We start from the raw sequence: 14,568 nt of genomic DNA on the forward strand, positions 1-14,568 counted from the left end.
CAATGCCGCATATTCTGATCGTCGAAGACGAAACCATCATCCGCTCGGCCTTGCGTCGTCTGCTTGAACGCAACCAGTACCAGGTCAGCGAAGCGGGCTCGGTGCAGGAAGCCCAGGAACGCTTCAGCATTGCCACATTTGACCTGATCGTCAGCGACCTGCGCCTGCCTGGCGCCCCTGGTACCGAGCTGATCAAGCTTGGCCAGGGCACCCCGGTGCTGATCATGACCAGCTACGCCAGCCTGCGCTCGGCGGTCGACTCGATGAAAATGGGCGCGGTGGACTACATCGCCAAGCCGTTCGATCACGACGAGATGCTGCAGGCAGTTGCGCGCATTCTGCGTGATCGCCAGAACGCCCCCGCAGCCGCCACCAGCAGCCTCGAGCCGCGCAGCAACGGCAAACCGGCTGTTGCCGACAAGGGCAGCCACAATGCTGCCAATGGCGAGATCGGCATCATTGGCACCTGCGCGCCGATGCAGGACCTCTACAGCAAGATCCGCAAAGTGGCACCGACCGACTCCAATGTATTGATCCAGGGTGAGTCGGGTACCGGTAAAGAGCTGGTCGCACGCGCATTGCACAATCTGTCGCGACGGGCCAAGGCGCCGATGATTTCGGTCAACTGCGCAGCCATCCCTGAAACCTTGATCGAGTCGGAACTGTTCGGCCACGAAAAAGGCGCGTTCACCGGCGCCAGCGCCGGCCGTGCCGGCTTGGTCGAAGCAGCTGACGGCGGCACGCTGTTCCTCGATGAAATCGGCGAGCTGCCACTCGAAGCCCAGGCGCGCCTGTTGCGCGTGCTGCAGGAAGGCGAAATCCGCCGGGTTGGCGCGGTGCAATCGCAAAAGGTCGACGTGCGCCTGATTGCCGCGACCCACCGTGACCTGAAGAACCTGGCCAAGGTCGGCCAGTTCCGCGAAGACCTTTATTACCGCCTGCACGTGATCGCCCTCAAGCTGCCGGCCTTGCGCGAGCGCGGCAGTGACGTCAACGAAATCGCCAGCGCCTTCCTCGCCCGCCAGAGCGCACGCATCGGTCGCGATGACCTGCACTTCTCCAGCGAGGCCGAGCAGGCGATTCGTCATTACAGCTGGCCGGGTAACGTGCGCGAGTTGGAAAACGCGGTCGAGCGCTCGGTGATCCTCAGCGAGAGCCCGGAAATTTCCGCCGAGCTGCTGGGCATCGACATCGAGCTGAGTGACCTGGACGACGATGACCTGCTCGGCGGCATGTCCGCCCTGGGCAGCGTCAGCGCCGGTAACGCCAGCCACGAGCCGACCGAGGACCTGTCGCTGGAAGACTACTTCCAGCACTTCGTGCTCGAGCATCAGGACCACATGACCGAGACCGAACTGGCGCGCAAGCTTGGCGTCAGCCGTAAATGCCTGTGGGAGCGGCGCCAGCGCCTGGGCATCCCACGGCGCAAGAGCAACGCCACCAGCGACAACTGATCGGCGCCCAATAACGGGGCAAGCCGTCTACCACGGGGTTACCGTGGCAGAGGGCTTGCCCCGTTTGCGTTTGTGCAGGTAACACCCCAGCGCACCTGCAAAAATCTGTTACCCATCCCCGCCTGCCGTAACAGCTACCGAGGCGTACGGTAACGAAATTTCTACATTTGCTCCGCTCTCGACCTGAGCAAAACCCGGCAAACCCCCGTATTTACGGGGTTTTCAAAAGTTGGCACGGCACCTGCTATATGTCTGGTACAAGAACAATAACAAGCATTGCAACTCAGAATAAGAACAAGACGAAACGGCTCACGCACAATAAAAACAAGACGGCGGAGGCGCAGCTAACTGATTCTTTTGGAGAGGAGTTGTGTTTGGGGCTTGCCCCACGACCAGGCAGAGAACAACAAAAACTGCACTAAAGCAGCGCCTACACTGGTTGGATCGACAGATCAGCATCACCTCAGCGGCCAAAGCAATCCGTTTGCTCTTTACCCCCGGTTTGGGGGTCGTCCACAAGTTTCGCGCTTTGTGGGCAGGGCACTCAACAAAAACAAGAAGCCCAGCAGAAAAACAATAAGAGCACGCAACGACTTCTTGGGGAGCTTAGGCTCCCCTTGTCGTTTCCGCCTCCCGCGCAAGCACCCGTGGCATACCGCCTACACCATCCCCGAAGTAAATGCTAGAATCCCCGCCCATCATGCGGCCATTCTCTATCCCTTGGCCGAACATTCCTTCAAACAGTGCATCCCATGCTGAAGAAGTTGTTCCAGTCGTTCCGTCCTCCCGTTAGTGGTCAACACCACAGGCGCACCACGCCTGAAGTGATCAACAAGAGCCAGCACTCGCTGCAGCGCAGCCAGTTCAGCCGCCATGCGGTGGGCATTGTCGATCGCCTGCAGGCTGCCGGATACCAGGCTTACCTGGTTGGCGGCTGTGTGCGTGACATGCTCCTGGGCATCACGCCCAAAGACTTCGATGTCGCCACCAGCGCCACGCCTGAACAGGTCCGTGCCGAGTTTCGCAATGCGCGAATCATTGGCCGCCGCTTCAAGCTGGTTCACGTGCATTTCGGCCGTGACATCATCGAAGTGGCCACTTTCCGTGCCCACCACAGCGATGAAGACGAGGGCGACAGCCACCGTTCGTCGCATAATGCCAGCGGTCGTATTCTGCGCGACAACGTCTACGGCACCCTCGAAGACGACGCCCAGCGCCGCGACTTCACGGTCAATGCGCTGTACTACGACCCGGTCAGCGAGCGCATCCTCGACTACGCCAACGGCATGCCCGATGTGCGTAACCGCCTGCTGCGCCTGATTGGCGACCCGGTCCATCGTTACCAAGAAGACCCGGTGCGCATGCTGCGCGCGGTGCGCTTTGCGGCCAAGCTCAACTTCGGCATCGAAAAGCACACGGTGCAGCCGATCCGCGAGCTGGCACCGATGCTGCGCGATATCCCGCCAGCACGGCTGTTCGAGGAATGCCTCAAGTTGTTCCTCTCCGGCCACGGCGCCATCGCCTTCGAAATGCTGGTCGACCTGCATCTATTTGAACCGTTGTTCCCCGGCAGCAGCCACGCCCTGGAAGAACGCCCGAGCTACACCCACACGCTGATCAGCAACGCCTTGATGAACACCGACCTGCGCGTCAAGCAGGGCAAACCGGTAACGCCGGCGTTCCTCTTCGCGGCCATGCTCTGGCCGGCCCTGCCGGGCCGCGCGCTGTACCTGCAGAGCCAGGGCGTACCGCCGATCCCGGCAATGAACCAGGCCGCCCACGACCTGATCGCCGAGCAGTGCCAGCGCATTGCAATCCCCAAGCGCTTCACCCTGCCGATCCGCGAGATCTGGGACATGCAGGAACGCCTGCCACGGCGCAGCGGCAAACGCGCCGACATGCTCCTGGACAACCCGCGCTTCCGCGCTGGCTACGACTTCCTGCTGCTGCGCGAGAGCGCCGGCGAGGAAACCGAAGAGCTGGGCCAGTGGTGGACCGACTACCAGGACGCCAACGACAGCGAACGCCGGGCCATGATCGCCGAGCTCGGTAGCCGTGATGACGGCAGCGGCGCCGCGCCACGCAAACGCAAGCGCAGCGGCACCAAGCGCAAGCGCAGCGCTGACGAAGCGTTCGACTGAGCATGAGCGTGCGCGTGTACATCGGCCTGGGCAGCAACCTGGCCGAACCGGCCGAGCAACTGCGCAGTGCCCTTGATGCCCTGGACAAGGCCGAGGGCACGCGCCTGGCAGCGGTTTCCGGCTTCTACGCCAGCGACTCGCTGCTGCCCGGCCAGCCGCGCTACACCAATGCCGTAGCCGCGCTCGACACCACGCTCGAGCCGCTGCAACTGCTCGATGCGCTGCAGGCAATCGAGAACGATCAAGGGCGCGTACGCCAGGAACGTTGGGGCCCACGCACCCTCGACCTGGATGTGCTGCTGTTTGGCCAACAGCTGCTCGACAGCCCGCGCCTGACCGTGCCGCACTACCACATGCACGCGCGCCCATTCGTGCTCTACCCACTGGCTGAGCTGGTGCCTGCCGACTTCGTCCTCGCCGATGGCCGCAGCCTTGCGCAATTGCTCGCCGCCTGCCCGTTCAGCGGCCTCGAACGCCTGTAATTCGGGCGATCTTGACGGCGGTAACGCCAGTAACACCCTTGCCGTAACAATGCGGTAACAGGGTGATTGACTTCCCTCCCCTCGCTCACGACTATAGGCATCCCGTGGCCTCGACGCGCCACACTTAACCTATTTGGGCCCGGGCGGGTCTGAACATCACGAACGATGATGTGCCGCTCCGCATGGCACCTGCGCAAGCTTGTACGCAGGTCGATTGCACAGCGCCTGAACGAGGACTTTCTACATGCCTGAAGTAACCCTGACCACCCTGCATGGCCTCAAGGCCAAGGGTGAGAAAATCGCCATGCTGACCTGCTATGACGCCACCTTCGCCAAGGCTGCCAGCCAGGCCGGGGTCGACGTGTTGCTGGTGGGTGACTCGCTGGGAATGGTCCTGCAAGGGCATGACAGCACGCTGCCGGTGACCACTGCAGAAATGGCCTACCACACGGCCTGCGTCAAACGCGGCAACGACGGCGCACTGATCCTCGCCGATCTGCCGTTCATGGCCCACGCCACGCCTGAGCAGGCCTTCGCCAACTGCGCCAGCCTGATGCAGGCCGGCGCGCACATGATCAAGCTCGAAGGCGCGGCCTGGCTGAGCGAGACCATTCGCCTGCTGGCCGAACGCGGCGTGCCGGTGTGCGCGCACATGGGCCTGACCCCGCAGACGGTCAACGTGCTGGGCGGTTACAAGGTGCAGGGTCGTCAGGAAGCCCAGGCGCGGCAGATGCGTGCCGACGCGATTGCCCTGGAGCAAGCCGGGGCGGCCATGCTCCTGCTCGAATGCGTGCCCAGCGAGCTGGCTGCGGAGATCACCCAGGCCGTGGCCATTCCGGTGATCGGCATCGGTGCCGGTAACGCCACCGACGGCCAGGTGCTGGTGCTGCACGACATGCTCGGCCTGTCGCTGACCGGGCGCATGCCCAAGTTCGTCAAGAACTTCATGCTCGGCCAGGCCGATATCCAAGGCGCCCTGAGTGCTTACGTGGCGGCGGTCAAAGACGTCAGCTTCCCGGCTGCAGAACACGGGTTCAGCGCATGAATACCGTCAAGAGCGTCCGTGAACTGCGCGCCGCCGTGGCCCGCGCCCGCAGCGAAGGCAAGCGCATCGCCTTTGTCCCGACCATGGGCAACCTGCACAGCGGCCACGTCGCTCTGGTGATCAAAGCCACCCAGCGCGCCGACTTCGTCGTGGCGAGCATCTTCGTCAACCCGCTGCAGTTTGGCGCCGGCGAGGACCTCGACAGCTACCCGCGCACCCTTGCCGCTGACCAGGAGCGCCTGCTCGAGGCAGGCTGTCATTTGCTGTTCGCGCCAACTGTGGATGAAATGTATCCCGACGGCACCACAGTGCAGACCCGGGTCAGCGTGCCGCAACTGTCCGAAGGCCTGTGTGGCGCCAGCCGTCCGGGGCATTTCGAAGGCGTGGCCACGGTCGTCAGCAAGCTGTTCAATATGGTCCAGCCCGACCTGGCCGTGTTCGGCGAAAAGGACTACCAGCAACTGGCGGTGATCCGCGCCATGGTGCGCGACCTGAACATGCCGATCCAAATCATCGGCGAGCCGACCGTACGCGCCGACGATGGCCTGGCGCTGTCCTCGCGCAACGGCTACCTGACGCCCGAGCAACGCGCTGCAGCGCCAGCGCTGTACCGCGAGCTGAGCGTGATGGCCGACGCCATCCGCCATGGCCAGCGCGACTTTGCCGAGCTGATCGTGGCCGGTCAGGCCCAACTGCTGGCGGCAGGCTTTCGCCCGGACTATCTGGAAGTGCGCCACGCACTGACTCTGCGCCCGGCCATGGCCGATGACCGCGACGTGGTGGTAATCGCCGCAGCGTACCTGGGCACCACACGCCTGATCGACAACTTGTACCTGCATCTGGACGAGCCCACCGCCTGATTGCAACCCGGGGCCGCCACGCGGCCCCAAATTCTCCCCGCCTGACCCCATTCCCCCCGCGCCAGCCATGCCTATAATGATCAACTGCCTGCAACTGCCAGCGACTGCCAGTTGTCCAAGGCCAGATCATGCATCAAGGAAACCCTTCGCAATGGCGTATTACCGTACCCCCCATGATGTGACGAGGCTGCCAGCCTGGCAGGCGCTGCAACAACACCGCGACGCCATGCAGGATTTCAGCATGCGCGATGCCTTCGCGGCCAACCCGCAACGCTTCGATCAGTTCTCCCTGAGCAGCTGCGGGCTGTTTCTCGATTACTCGAAAAACCTGATCAACGATGAGACCCGCAAGCTGCTGGTCAACCTGGCCACCGACGTCGACCTGGCAGCAGCCATCAAGTCGATGTTCAGCGGCGAGATCATCAACGCCTCCGAAGGCCGCCCGGTACTGCACACCGCCCTGCGCCGCCCGGTTGGCGACAAACTCAGCGTCAACGGCGTCAACGTGATGCCCGAAGTGCACAAGGTACTCAACCAGATCACCGAGATGGTCGGTCGCATTCATGACGGGCTGTGGCGCGGCTACAGCGAAAAACCGATCACCGACGTGGTCAACATCGGCATCGGTGGTTCGTTCCTCGGCCCTGAGTTGGTTTCCGAAGCCTTGCTGCCGTATGCCCAGCGCGGCGTGCGCTGCCATTACCTGGCCAATATCGACGGCAGCGAATTCCACGAACTGTCGGCCAAGCTTGCGGCCGAGACGACCCTGTTCATCGTTTCGTCGAAGTCGTTCAACACCCTCGAAACCCTGAAGAACGCCATGGCCGCCCGCACCTGGTACCTGGCCCAGGGTGGCTCCGAAGCCGAGCTGTACCGTCACTTCATCGCGGTGTCGAGCAACAAGGCCGCAGCCGTCGCGTTCGGTATCCGCGAAGAAAACATCTTCCCGATGTGGGACTGGGTTGGCGGGCGTTACTCGCTGTGGTCGGCGATTGGTTTGCCAATTGCGCTGGCCATCGGCACGGCCAACTTCAAGGAGCTGCTGTCGGGCGCCTACACCATGGACCAGCACTTCCAGACCGCGCCGTTCGAGCAGAACATGCCGGTGCTGCTGGCCCTGCTTGGCGTCTGGTACGGCAACTTCTGGGATGCGCGCAGCCACGCGATCCTGCCGTACGACCATTACCTGCGCAACATCACCAAGCACCTGCAGCAGCTGGACATGGAGTCCAACGGCAAGAGCGTGCTGCAGGATGGCAGCCCGGCGCCAACCGCGACCGGCCCGGTGATCTGGGGCGGCGTTGGCTGTAACGGCCAGCACGCCTATCACCAGTTGCTGCACCAAGGCACCCAGCTGATCCCGGCCGACTTTATCGTGCCGGTGGTGAGCTTCAACCCGGTGGCCGACCATCACCAGTGGCTGTACGCCAACTGCCTGTCGCAGAGCCAGGCACTGATGCTCGGCAAGACCCGCGAAGAAGCCGAGGCCGAGCTGCGTGGCAAAGGCCTGAACGAAGCCGACGTGGCCAAGCTGGCCCCGCACAAAGTCATCCCTGGCAACCGCCCGAGCAACACGCTGGTGGTCGAGCGGATCAGCCCGCGTCGCCTCGGCGCGCTGGTGGCGATGTATGAGCACAAGGTGTTCGTGCAGAGCGTGATCTGGGGCATCAATGCCTTTGACCAATGGGGCGTCGAGCTGGGCAAAGAGCTCGGCAAAGGCGTGTACCAACGCCTGGTCGGCGCTCAGGAAGAAGCCGCTGAAGACGGCTCCACCCAAGGCCTGATCAATTACTTCCGCGGTCGTCACCGCGGCTGATCAAGCCCTGCTGCAAGCCCCGGCGCGGGGCCAGCTTGCCTCTTGCAGTACCGTTCGATTGTGCGGTACTGCAGGGGCAAGCTGGCCCCGCGCTTTGCATTGCGCCGGCAACCCCGGAGGAACACCCGCGCCGACTACACTGTCCATCGAATAGCCGTTGCACTTCATCCTGCCTTGCGCGCCGCGGTGAGGTGCAGTCCCTTGCCACGACAAGAGCAGGACCACCCGCCATGTTCGATCTCAGCAAGTACCCCACCGCCCTCGCCGTCAGCCAGGCCACTGCACTCAGCGTCGACGACTATAAACGCCTTTACCGACAGTCGATCGATGACCCGGACGGTTTTTGGGCCGAGCAAGCCAAGCGGCTGGACTGGATCAAACCCTGGAGCAGCGTGCAACAGGCCGACCTTGCCAGCGGCGAAGCCAAATGGTTCGCCGGCGGCAAGCTCAACGTCAGCTACAACTGCATCGACCGCCACCTGGCCAAACGGGGTGAGCAGACCGCCCTGCTCTGGGAAGGCGACGACCCCAAGGATTCGCAGGCCATCAGCTACCGCGAGCTGCACCGCCAGGTCTGCCGCCTGGCCAACGCACTGAAGGCGCGCGGGGTGAGCAAGGGCGATCGGGTGTGCATCTACATGCCGATGATCCCTGAGGCGGCTTACGCCATGCTCGCCTGCAGCCGCATCGGCGCGATCCACTCGGTGGTGTTCGGTGGCTTCTCGCCCGACGCCCTGCGCGACCGCATCCTGGATGCCGACTGCCGCACGGTGATTACCGCTGATGAAGGCGTGCGAGGCGGCAAACGTGTGCCGCTCAAGCAGAACGTCGACAAGGCCCTGGCCAGCTGCCCGGCCGTCAGCAGCGTGTTCGTGGTGCGCCGCACCGGTGGTGAAGTGGCCTGGGACAACCAGCGCGACCTCTGGTACCACACCGCCACCGAGCTTGCCGGTGACGACTGCCCGCCCGAGCCGATGGATGCCGAAGACCCGCTGTTCATCCTGTATACCTCCGGCAGCACCGGCAAACCCAAAGGCGTGCTGCACACCACCGGCGGCTATCTGCTGCAGGCCGCGATGACCTTCAAGGTGGTATTCGATTACCGCGACGGCGAAGTGTTCTGGTGCACCGCCGATGTCGGCTGGGTCACCGGCCACAGCTATATAGTCTATGGCCCGCTGGCCAACGGGGCGATCTCGCTGATGTTCGAAGGCGTGCCCAACTACCCCGACAGCTCGCGCTTCTGGCAGGTCATCGACAAACATCAGGTGAATATCTTCTACACCGCCCCTACCGCCCTGCGCGCCCTGATGCGCGAAGGCCCAGGCCCCTTGCAGGACACCTCGCGGCAAAGCCTGCGCCTGCTCGGCAGTGTCGGCGAGCCGATCAACCCGGAAGCCTGGGAGTGGTACTTTCATCAGGTCGGCAAAGAACGCTGCCCGATCGTCGACACCTGGTGGCAGACCGAAACCGGCGGCATCATGCTCAGCCCGCTACCGGGCAATGGGCAGATCAAACCGGGTTGCGCCACCCAGCCGATGTTTGGCGTGCAACCGGTACTGCTCGATGACAAAGGCGCAGTGATCGACGGGCCAGGTTCGGGCCTGCTGGCAATCAAAGCCAGCTGGCCGGCGCAGATCCGCAGCGTCTACGGTGACCAGCAACGCATGGTCGACACCTACTTCAAGCCCTTCGCCGGCTACTATTTCACCGGCGACGGCGCCCGCCGCGACGCCGATGGCGACTACTGGATCACCGGGCGAGTCGATGATGTGATCAACGTCTCTGGCCACCGGATCGGTACGGCAGAAGTGGAAAGCGCGCTGGTGCTGCATGACGGCATCGCCGAGGCGGCCGTGGTCGGCTATCCGCACGACCTCAAGGGCCAGGGTATCTATGCCTTCGTCACGCCGATGAATGGCGTGAGCGCAGACGACGCCCTCAAGGCTGAACTGTTGGCGTTGGTCAGCAAGGAGATCGGCAGCTTCGCCAAACCGGAGATGATCCAGTGGGCACCAGCCCTGCCCAAGACCCGCTCGGGCAAGATCATGCGGCGTATACTGCGCAAGATCGCCTGCAACGAGCTGGACTCGCTGGGTGACACCTCGACCCTGGCCGATGCCAGCGTCGTGCAGGGCTTGATCGATACTCGCCTCAACCAATAGCTAGAGGTGGCCCATGGCGGGCTGCCGCGCATTGCAGGTCGCCATGGAAGCCTTACGCCGTCGTATCGAAACCCAGGTCATGAGCCTGACTGGCCTGGCCCTCGGCCAGCTTGACCTGGAGTCACCCAAGGGTGACCCCGGCCTGTTTGGCCCCGACAGCGTCAGTTGGCAGGTCCACGGCGATTTTCCGAGCATGCTGGTCGGCGGTATCAGTGCCTTGATGCTGCAACTGCTGCACCCGCTGGCCCTGGCCGGGGTGTGGGATCACTCCAACTTTCGCGAAGACCTGCTCGGGCGCCTGCGCCGCACCAGCCAATTCATCTCCGGCACCACCTTTGGCTCGACCCGCGACGCCAACTGGTTGATCGACAAGGTACGCACCATCCACCTCAAAGTCGTCGGCACCGCCGCCGACGGCCGGCCTTATGCCGCCAGTGACCCGGACCTGCTGACCTGGGTGCACGTTGCCGAAGTCAGCAGTTTCATGGCCGCCCACCTGCGTTACCGCAACCCGCATCTGTCGCAGGCTGATCAGGACGCGTACTACAACGAAATCGCCCTGATCGCCGAGCGCCTCGGCGCGCGCGACGTGCCACGCTCCTGTGCGCAAATCGAGGCCTACCTGCAACGCATGCGTCCACAGTTGCACTGCGATGCGCGCAGCCTGGAGGTGATCGATATCCTGCTCAAGGCACCGGCGCCAAGCCGCTTGGCAGCCCCCGTGGGCAAGCTGATGCTGCGGGCGGGCATCGAACTGTTACCAGGCTGGGGCCGGGATATGCTTGAGCTGCAACAAGGGCCGCTGAGCCGGCGCTTGATCCGAGTAGGTATCGAGCGCACCGCGCCAGTCCTGCGCTGGGCCATGCGCGACAGCTCGGCGCACCGCGCGCGGAGGCGAATGGGCATCGAATAAGGTCATTCGGCTGATTCTGCGGAACCGATTTAACGTGCCATACTCCAAGCACTCCCGCTCGGACAGACGATGCTGCACATGCCCAAAGGATTGACTCGCGCCCTCGGCGCCATGCTGGCCCTCGTGGCCCTGTACAGCCTGCTCGGCTTCTTCATCCTTCCAGGCATTGGCCTACGCATTGCCAATCAACAGCTGGCCCAATACGCGACGGTGCCGGCGCAGCTGCAACGCATCGAATTCAACCCGTTCAGCCTAGAGCTGACCCTGTGGGGTTTGCAGGTCGGCGAGCCGGGCAAAGAGCAACTGGGTTTTGAGCGCTTGTACGCCAACCTGTCGCTGAACAGCCTGTGGAGCGGCGCCCTGCACCTGGATGCAGTGGAGTTGGACAAACCGCGCAACGAAATCCTCTTCGACAAAAACGGCAGCCTCAACCTGACTCAGCTGTTCAAACTGCCGCCCAGCGAAGCCAAGCCAGACGAGCCAGCCAGCGACCCGTTCCCGCTGCGTATCGGCAGCATCAAGCTCACTGAAGGCTACCTGCACTTCCAGGACCTGCGCCCGAGCGAGCCGATCGAGTTTCTTTACGACTCGATGAATTTCGAGCTGAAAAACCTCAGCACCCTGCCCGACGACAGCGCCGACATGACCTTGGTCGCCATCGGCCCCGCCGGTGGGCGGATTGACTGGAAAGGCACACTCGGCCTGGCGCCGATCAGCTCGCAAGGCACCCTGAAAATCACCGACGGCAACATGAAGGCGTTCTGGCCTTACGTGCGTGACGCGGTGCCGCTGGTGCTGGAAGAAGGCGTGATCAGCCTCGATACCCACTACACGCTCAACCTGTCGAAACAGACCGAGCTGCTGCTCGACAACACTCATGTACGCATCGCGCCGTTCGCCATCAAGGCACCGGACGGCAGGCAACTGGCGCGGTTGGCCAGTCTCGAGGTCAGCGAAACCTCGATCGATCTGGCCAAGCAACTGGTCACCGTAGGCAAGATCCGCAGCAGCAAGCTGGAGACCTGGGCCGCCCTGGAAAAGGACGGCCAGCTCGACTGGCAGAAGCTGTTCGCCAGCCAGCCAGCCAAAGCTACCCCCAAGGAGAAAGCCGAACCTGCCGCAGCCGAGCCGACAGCGCAGGAAAAAGCAGCCGCCGCGCCGAGCAAGCCGTGGCAAGTACTGCTCAAGGACGTTCAAGCGCGCGATTACATGATTCACCTGGCAGACCGTAGCCAGAAAGAACCGGTCCCTCTGGATGTCGGCCCGCTCAACCTCGACATGCAGGGCTATGACAGCCTCAACAAGTCGCCGTTTACCCTCAAACTGGATACCGCCGTCGGCAAGCAAGGCAAACTGCAAGCCTCCGGCCAGGTCAACCTGGCGCCGGTCACCGCCAAGCTCGATGTCAGCACCCGCGATATCGACCTGCGCATCGCCCAGGCCTACATCAGCCCGTTCATTCAGCTTGAGCTGCGCAGCGGCATGCTCGCCAGCGACCTCAAGGTCGATCTGCAAAATACGGCGCCGCTGGCCTTTACCGTCACCGGTACCGCCACCGTCAACCAGTTGCATACCCTCGACACGATCAAGGACCGCGACTTCGTCAAATGGCAGCAGCTCGACCTCAATGGGTTGTCATACGTGCACGGCGATGCGCTGACCATCGACCAAGTCAAGCTGCTGCAGCCATATGCGCGTTTCATCATCAACGAAGACCGCACCACCAACGTTGATGACCTGCTGATTCCGCAGCCAGCCGGCGCTACCAAAAGTACCGCAGAAAAACCGGTGGCAGCCAGCAACAGCAAGCCGCTGGGCATTCGTATCGGCAAGATCGACATCAACGACGGCTCGGCCAACTTTGCCGACCTGACCCTGACGCCAAACTTCGCCACAGCCGTGCAGCAGCTCAATGGCCAGGTCGGCACCATCGACAACCGCCAGCCAGCGCCGGCCAAGGTCGATATCAAGGGCAAGGTCGACCGCTATGCACCGGTCACCATCAAGGGCGCGCTCAACCCGTTCAACCCGATGGCCAGCCTGGACATTGCCACCAGCTTCAAACGCGTCGAGCTGACCACACTGACGCCCTACTCCGGCAAGTTTGCCGGCTTTCGCATTCGCAAGGGCCGGCTCAACCTGGACGTGCACTACCTGATCACCAATGGCCAGCTCAAGGCAGAAAACAAGCTGGTGATCGAGCAACTGCAACTGGGTGAGAAGGTCGACAGCCCCGACGCCGTCGACCTGCCCATCCGCCTGGCGGTGGCGCTGCTCAAGGACACCGACGGCACCATCTCGATCGAGCTGCCGGTGACCGGCGACCTCAACAACCCGCAGTTCAGCGTCATGCCGATCGTTTGGCAAACCCTGCGCAATCTGGTCCTGCGTGCCGCCCAGGCGCCGTTCAAGTTCATTGGCGGGCTGGTCTCCGGCGGCAGCTCGCAGGACCTGGGTACGGTCGCGTTCAGCGCCGGCTCGAGCGACCTCAGCGGCGATGCCCAAGCGGCCCTGGACAAACTGGCGACCGCGCTCAACGAACGCCCTGAATTGCGCCTGGAGATCGAAGGCACCAGCGCCCAGACCAGCGATGGCCCGTTGATCGCCGAGCAGCGCCTGGAGCGTGAGTATCAGTCGATCTGGTACAAGATCCTGCAGCGCCGCGGCGACAAGGTGCCGGCCAATGCGTCGATGCTGGTGGTGGATGCTGACGACAAGCCGGCGATGCTCGAAGGTATCTACCGCACCCGCCTGAAACAACAGCCGCCTGCTGAATGGCAGCAGCTGGGGCGTGAAGAGCGTAGCGCCAAGCTGCGTGAGGCGGTTATCAAGTCCTGGGCCGAGAGCGCTGCGCTGCTGCGCCAGTTGGGCCAGGCGCGGGCCGGTAACATCAAGGATTACCTGGTCGACAAAGGCAAGTTGGCGGATGACCGGGTGTACTTCATCGATACCACGCTGGGCCAGGCCGAATCGGATGGGCGCGTGATTACGCCGATGCACCTGGATGCTGAATAAGCGTCAGCATTGAGCGCAACAACGAAAAAGCCCCGGCAGATGCCGGGGCTTTTCGTTATGCGGTGGCCGGATCCTTCTGGCCTGCGGAGCAATCCTTATTCGGCTTTGAGGCCAGCAGCCGAGACGTCTTTAACGCCTTTGATAGCCTTGGTGATTGCTACTGCACGCTCTTTTTGCGATTCGGTGACTTTCACATCGGACGACAGCGAAACTACGCCTTGATTGGTTTCGACTTTGATATCGCCGCCTGGGATGCCTTTCTCGGTCAGCAGATCAGCTTTGACCTTGGTGGTGATCCAGGTATCGGAGCCTTCTTGCTTGGCGCTGTCGACAGTGTTGGCAGCCAGCATAACTGGAGCCTGGACAGCTTGCTGAGCGAACGCAGCGTTAGCCATGGTCAGAGTCAGAGCGGTAGCAGTAGCGGCAGCAATGGCGAACTTCTTCATACGGGTCACTCCTGTTGTCGAAAGGTCTGCGCCGATTCAGTTGGCGTCAGATGAATAGACTATTGCAGGGGCTGTGCCAACTTTTTAGAGCCAGCAAAAACCATATAAATCAACAAGTTATCTATTTATCTTGATTTGCTCTTTCGTGCATTTTGCAAGCCGGAGCAAAATCCTGCATGCAAGATGCATGTACCCCAGAGGTTCTCGCTATCTCGAAATGGGCGCGGAAAA

General features: G+C 62.6%; 10 protein-coding genes. 9 read left to right on the forward strand and 1 reads right to left on the reverse strand.

Annotation, left to right across the window (positions count from 1 at the left end):
* Positions 1-2: 2 nt before the first annotated feature.
* The 9 genes from FW789_RS23640 to FW789_RS23680 all read left to right on the forward strand — a co-directional run bounded on the left by FW789_RS23640 (position 3) and on the right by FW789_RS23680 (position 13,891).
* The gene (locus FW789_RS23640) at positions 3-1,454 is read left to right on the forward strand and encodes a sigma-54-dependent transcriptional regulator (RefSeq protein ID WP_103438594.1); all 1,452 of its coding nucleotides are present in this window, start codon (positions 3-5) and stop codon (positions 1,452-1,454) included.
* Positions 1,455-2,206: 752 nt separating this feature from the next.
* A complete protein-coding gene (locus tag FW789_RS23645) occupies positions 2,207-3,595 on the forward strand; it encodes a polynucleotide adenylyltransferase PcnB (RefSeq protein WP_103438595.1) in 1,389 nt (462 codons plus the stop codon).
* A gap of 2 nt (positions 3,596-3,597) precedes the next feature.
* A complete protein-coding gene (folK, locus tag FW789_RS23650; protein WP_103438596.1) occupies positions 3,598-4,077 on the forward strand; it encodes a 2-amino-4-hydroxy-6-hydroxymethyldihydropteridine diphosphokinase in 480 nt (159 codons plus the stop codon).
* A gap of 244 nt (positions 4,078-4,321) precedes the next feature.
* Complete coding sequence (panB, locus tag FW789_RS23655) at positions 4,322-5,122, forward strand: 3-methyl-2-oxobutanoate hydroxymethyltransferase (RefSeq protein ID WP_101322146.1); 801 nt, start codon at positions 4,322-4,324, stop codon at positions 5,120-5,122.
* Positions 5,119-5,982, forward strand: a complete 864-nt coding sequence (panC, locus tag FW789_RS23660) for a pantoate--beta-alanine ligase (RefSeq protein WP_186701266.1) — start codon at positions 5,119-5,121, stop codon at positions 5,980-5,982. The genes panB and panC overlap by 4 nt, the downstream gene beginning before the upstream one ends.
* 151 nt (positions 5,983-6,133) lie before the next feature.
* Positions 6,134-7,798, forward strand: coding sequence for a glucose-6-phosphate isomerase (pgi, locus tag FW789_RS23665; protein ID WP_103438598.1), 1,665 nt, complete (start codon positions 6,134-6,136; stop codon positions 7,796-7,798).
* Between the two features lie 230 nt (positions 7,799-8,028).
* Positions 8,029-9,963 carry an acetate--CoA ligase gene (gene acs / locus FW789_RS23670; RefSeq protein ID WP_411562586.1) on the forward strand — a complete coding sequence of 645 codons (1,935 nt, stop codon included), beginning with the start codon at positions 8,029-8,031 and terminating at the stop codon, positions 9,961-9,963.
* Positions 9,964-10,006: 43 nt separating this feature from the next.
* Positions 10,007-10,876, forward strand: coding sequence for an oxygenase MpaB family protein (locus tag FW789_RS23675; RefSeq protein WP_103438857.1), 870 nt, complete (start codon positions 10,007-10,009; stop codon positions 10,874-10,876).
* A gap of 78 nt (positions 10,877-10,954) precedes the next feature.
* Complete coding sequence (locus FW789_RS23680) at positions 10,955-13,891, forward strand: DUF748 domain-containing protein (protein WP_446432123.1); 2,937 nt, start codon at positions 10,955-10,957, stop codon at positions 13,889-13,891.
* A 95-nt stretch (positions 13,892-13,986) separates the two neighbouring features.
* Here the strand turns inward: FW789_RS23680 and FW789_RS23685 are convergent, their stop codons facing one another.
* The gene (locus FW789_RS23685; RefSeq protein ID WP_103438600.1) at positions 13,987-14,337 is read right to left on the reverse strand and encodes a BON domain-containing protein; all 351 of its coding nucleotides are present in this window, start codon (positions 14,335-14,337) and stop codon (positions 13,987-13,989) included.
* Positions 14,338-14,568 lie beyond the last annotated feature (231 nt).

This window comes from Pseudomonas sp. 1121_17 (assembly GCF_052850745.1).

Coding starts and splice junctions, on each gene's coding strand:
- FW789_RS23675 (WP_103438857.1), top strand. CDS start 10,007: ATGGAAGCCTTACGCCGTCGTATCGAAACCCAGGTCATGAGCCTGACT.
- acs (WP_411562586.1), top strand. CDS start 8,029: ATGTTCGATCTCAGCAAGTACCCCACCGCCCTCGCCGTCAGCCAGGCC.
- panC (WP_186701266.1), top strand. CDS start 5,119: ATGAATACCGTCAAGAGCGTCCGTGAACTGCGCGCCGCCGTGGCCCGC.
- panB (WP_101322146.1), top strand. CDS start 4,322: ATGCCTGAAGTAACCCTGACCACCCTGCATGGCCTCAAGGCCAAGGGT.
- folK (WP_103438596.1), top strand. CDS start 3,598: ATGAGCGTGCGCGTGTACATCGGCCTGGGCAGCAACCTGGCCGAACCG.
- pgi (WP_103438598.1), top strand. CDS start 6,134: ATGGCGTATTACCGTACCCCCCATGATGTGACGAGGCTGCCAGCCTGG.
- FW789_RS23680 (WP_446432123.1), top strand. CDS start 10,955: ATGCCCAAAGGATTGACTCGCGCCCTCGGCGCCATGCTGGCCCTCGTG.
- FW789_RS23685 (WP_103438600.1), bottom strand. CDS start 14,337: ATGAAGAAGTTCGCCATTGCTGCCGCTACTGCTACCGCTCTGACTCTG.
- FW789_RS23640 (WP_103438594.1), top strand. CDS start 3: ATGCCGCATATTCTGATCGTCGAAGACGAAACCATCATCCGCTCGGCC.
- FW789_RS23645 (WP_103438595.1), top strand. CDS start 2,207: ATGCTGAAGAAGTTGTTCCAGTCGTTCCGTCCTCCCGTTAGTGGTCAA.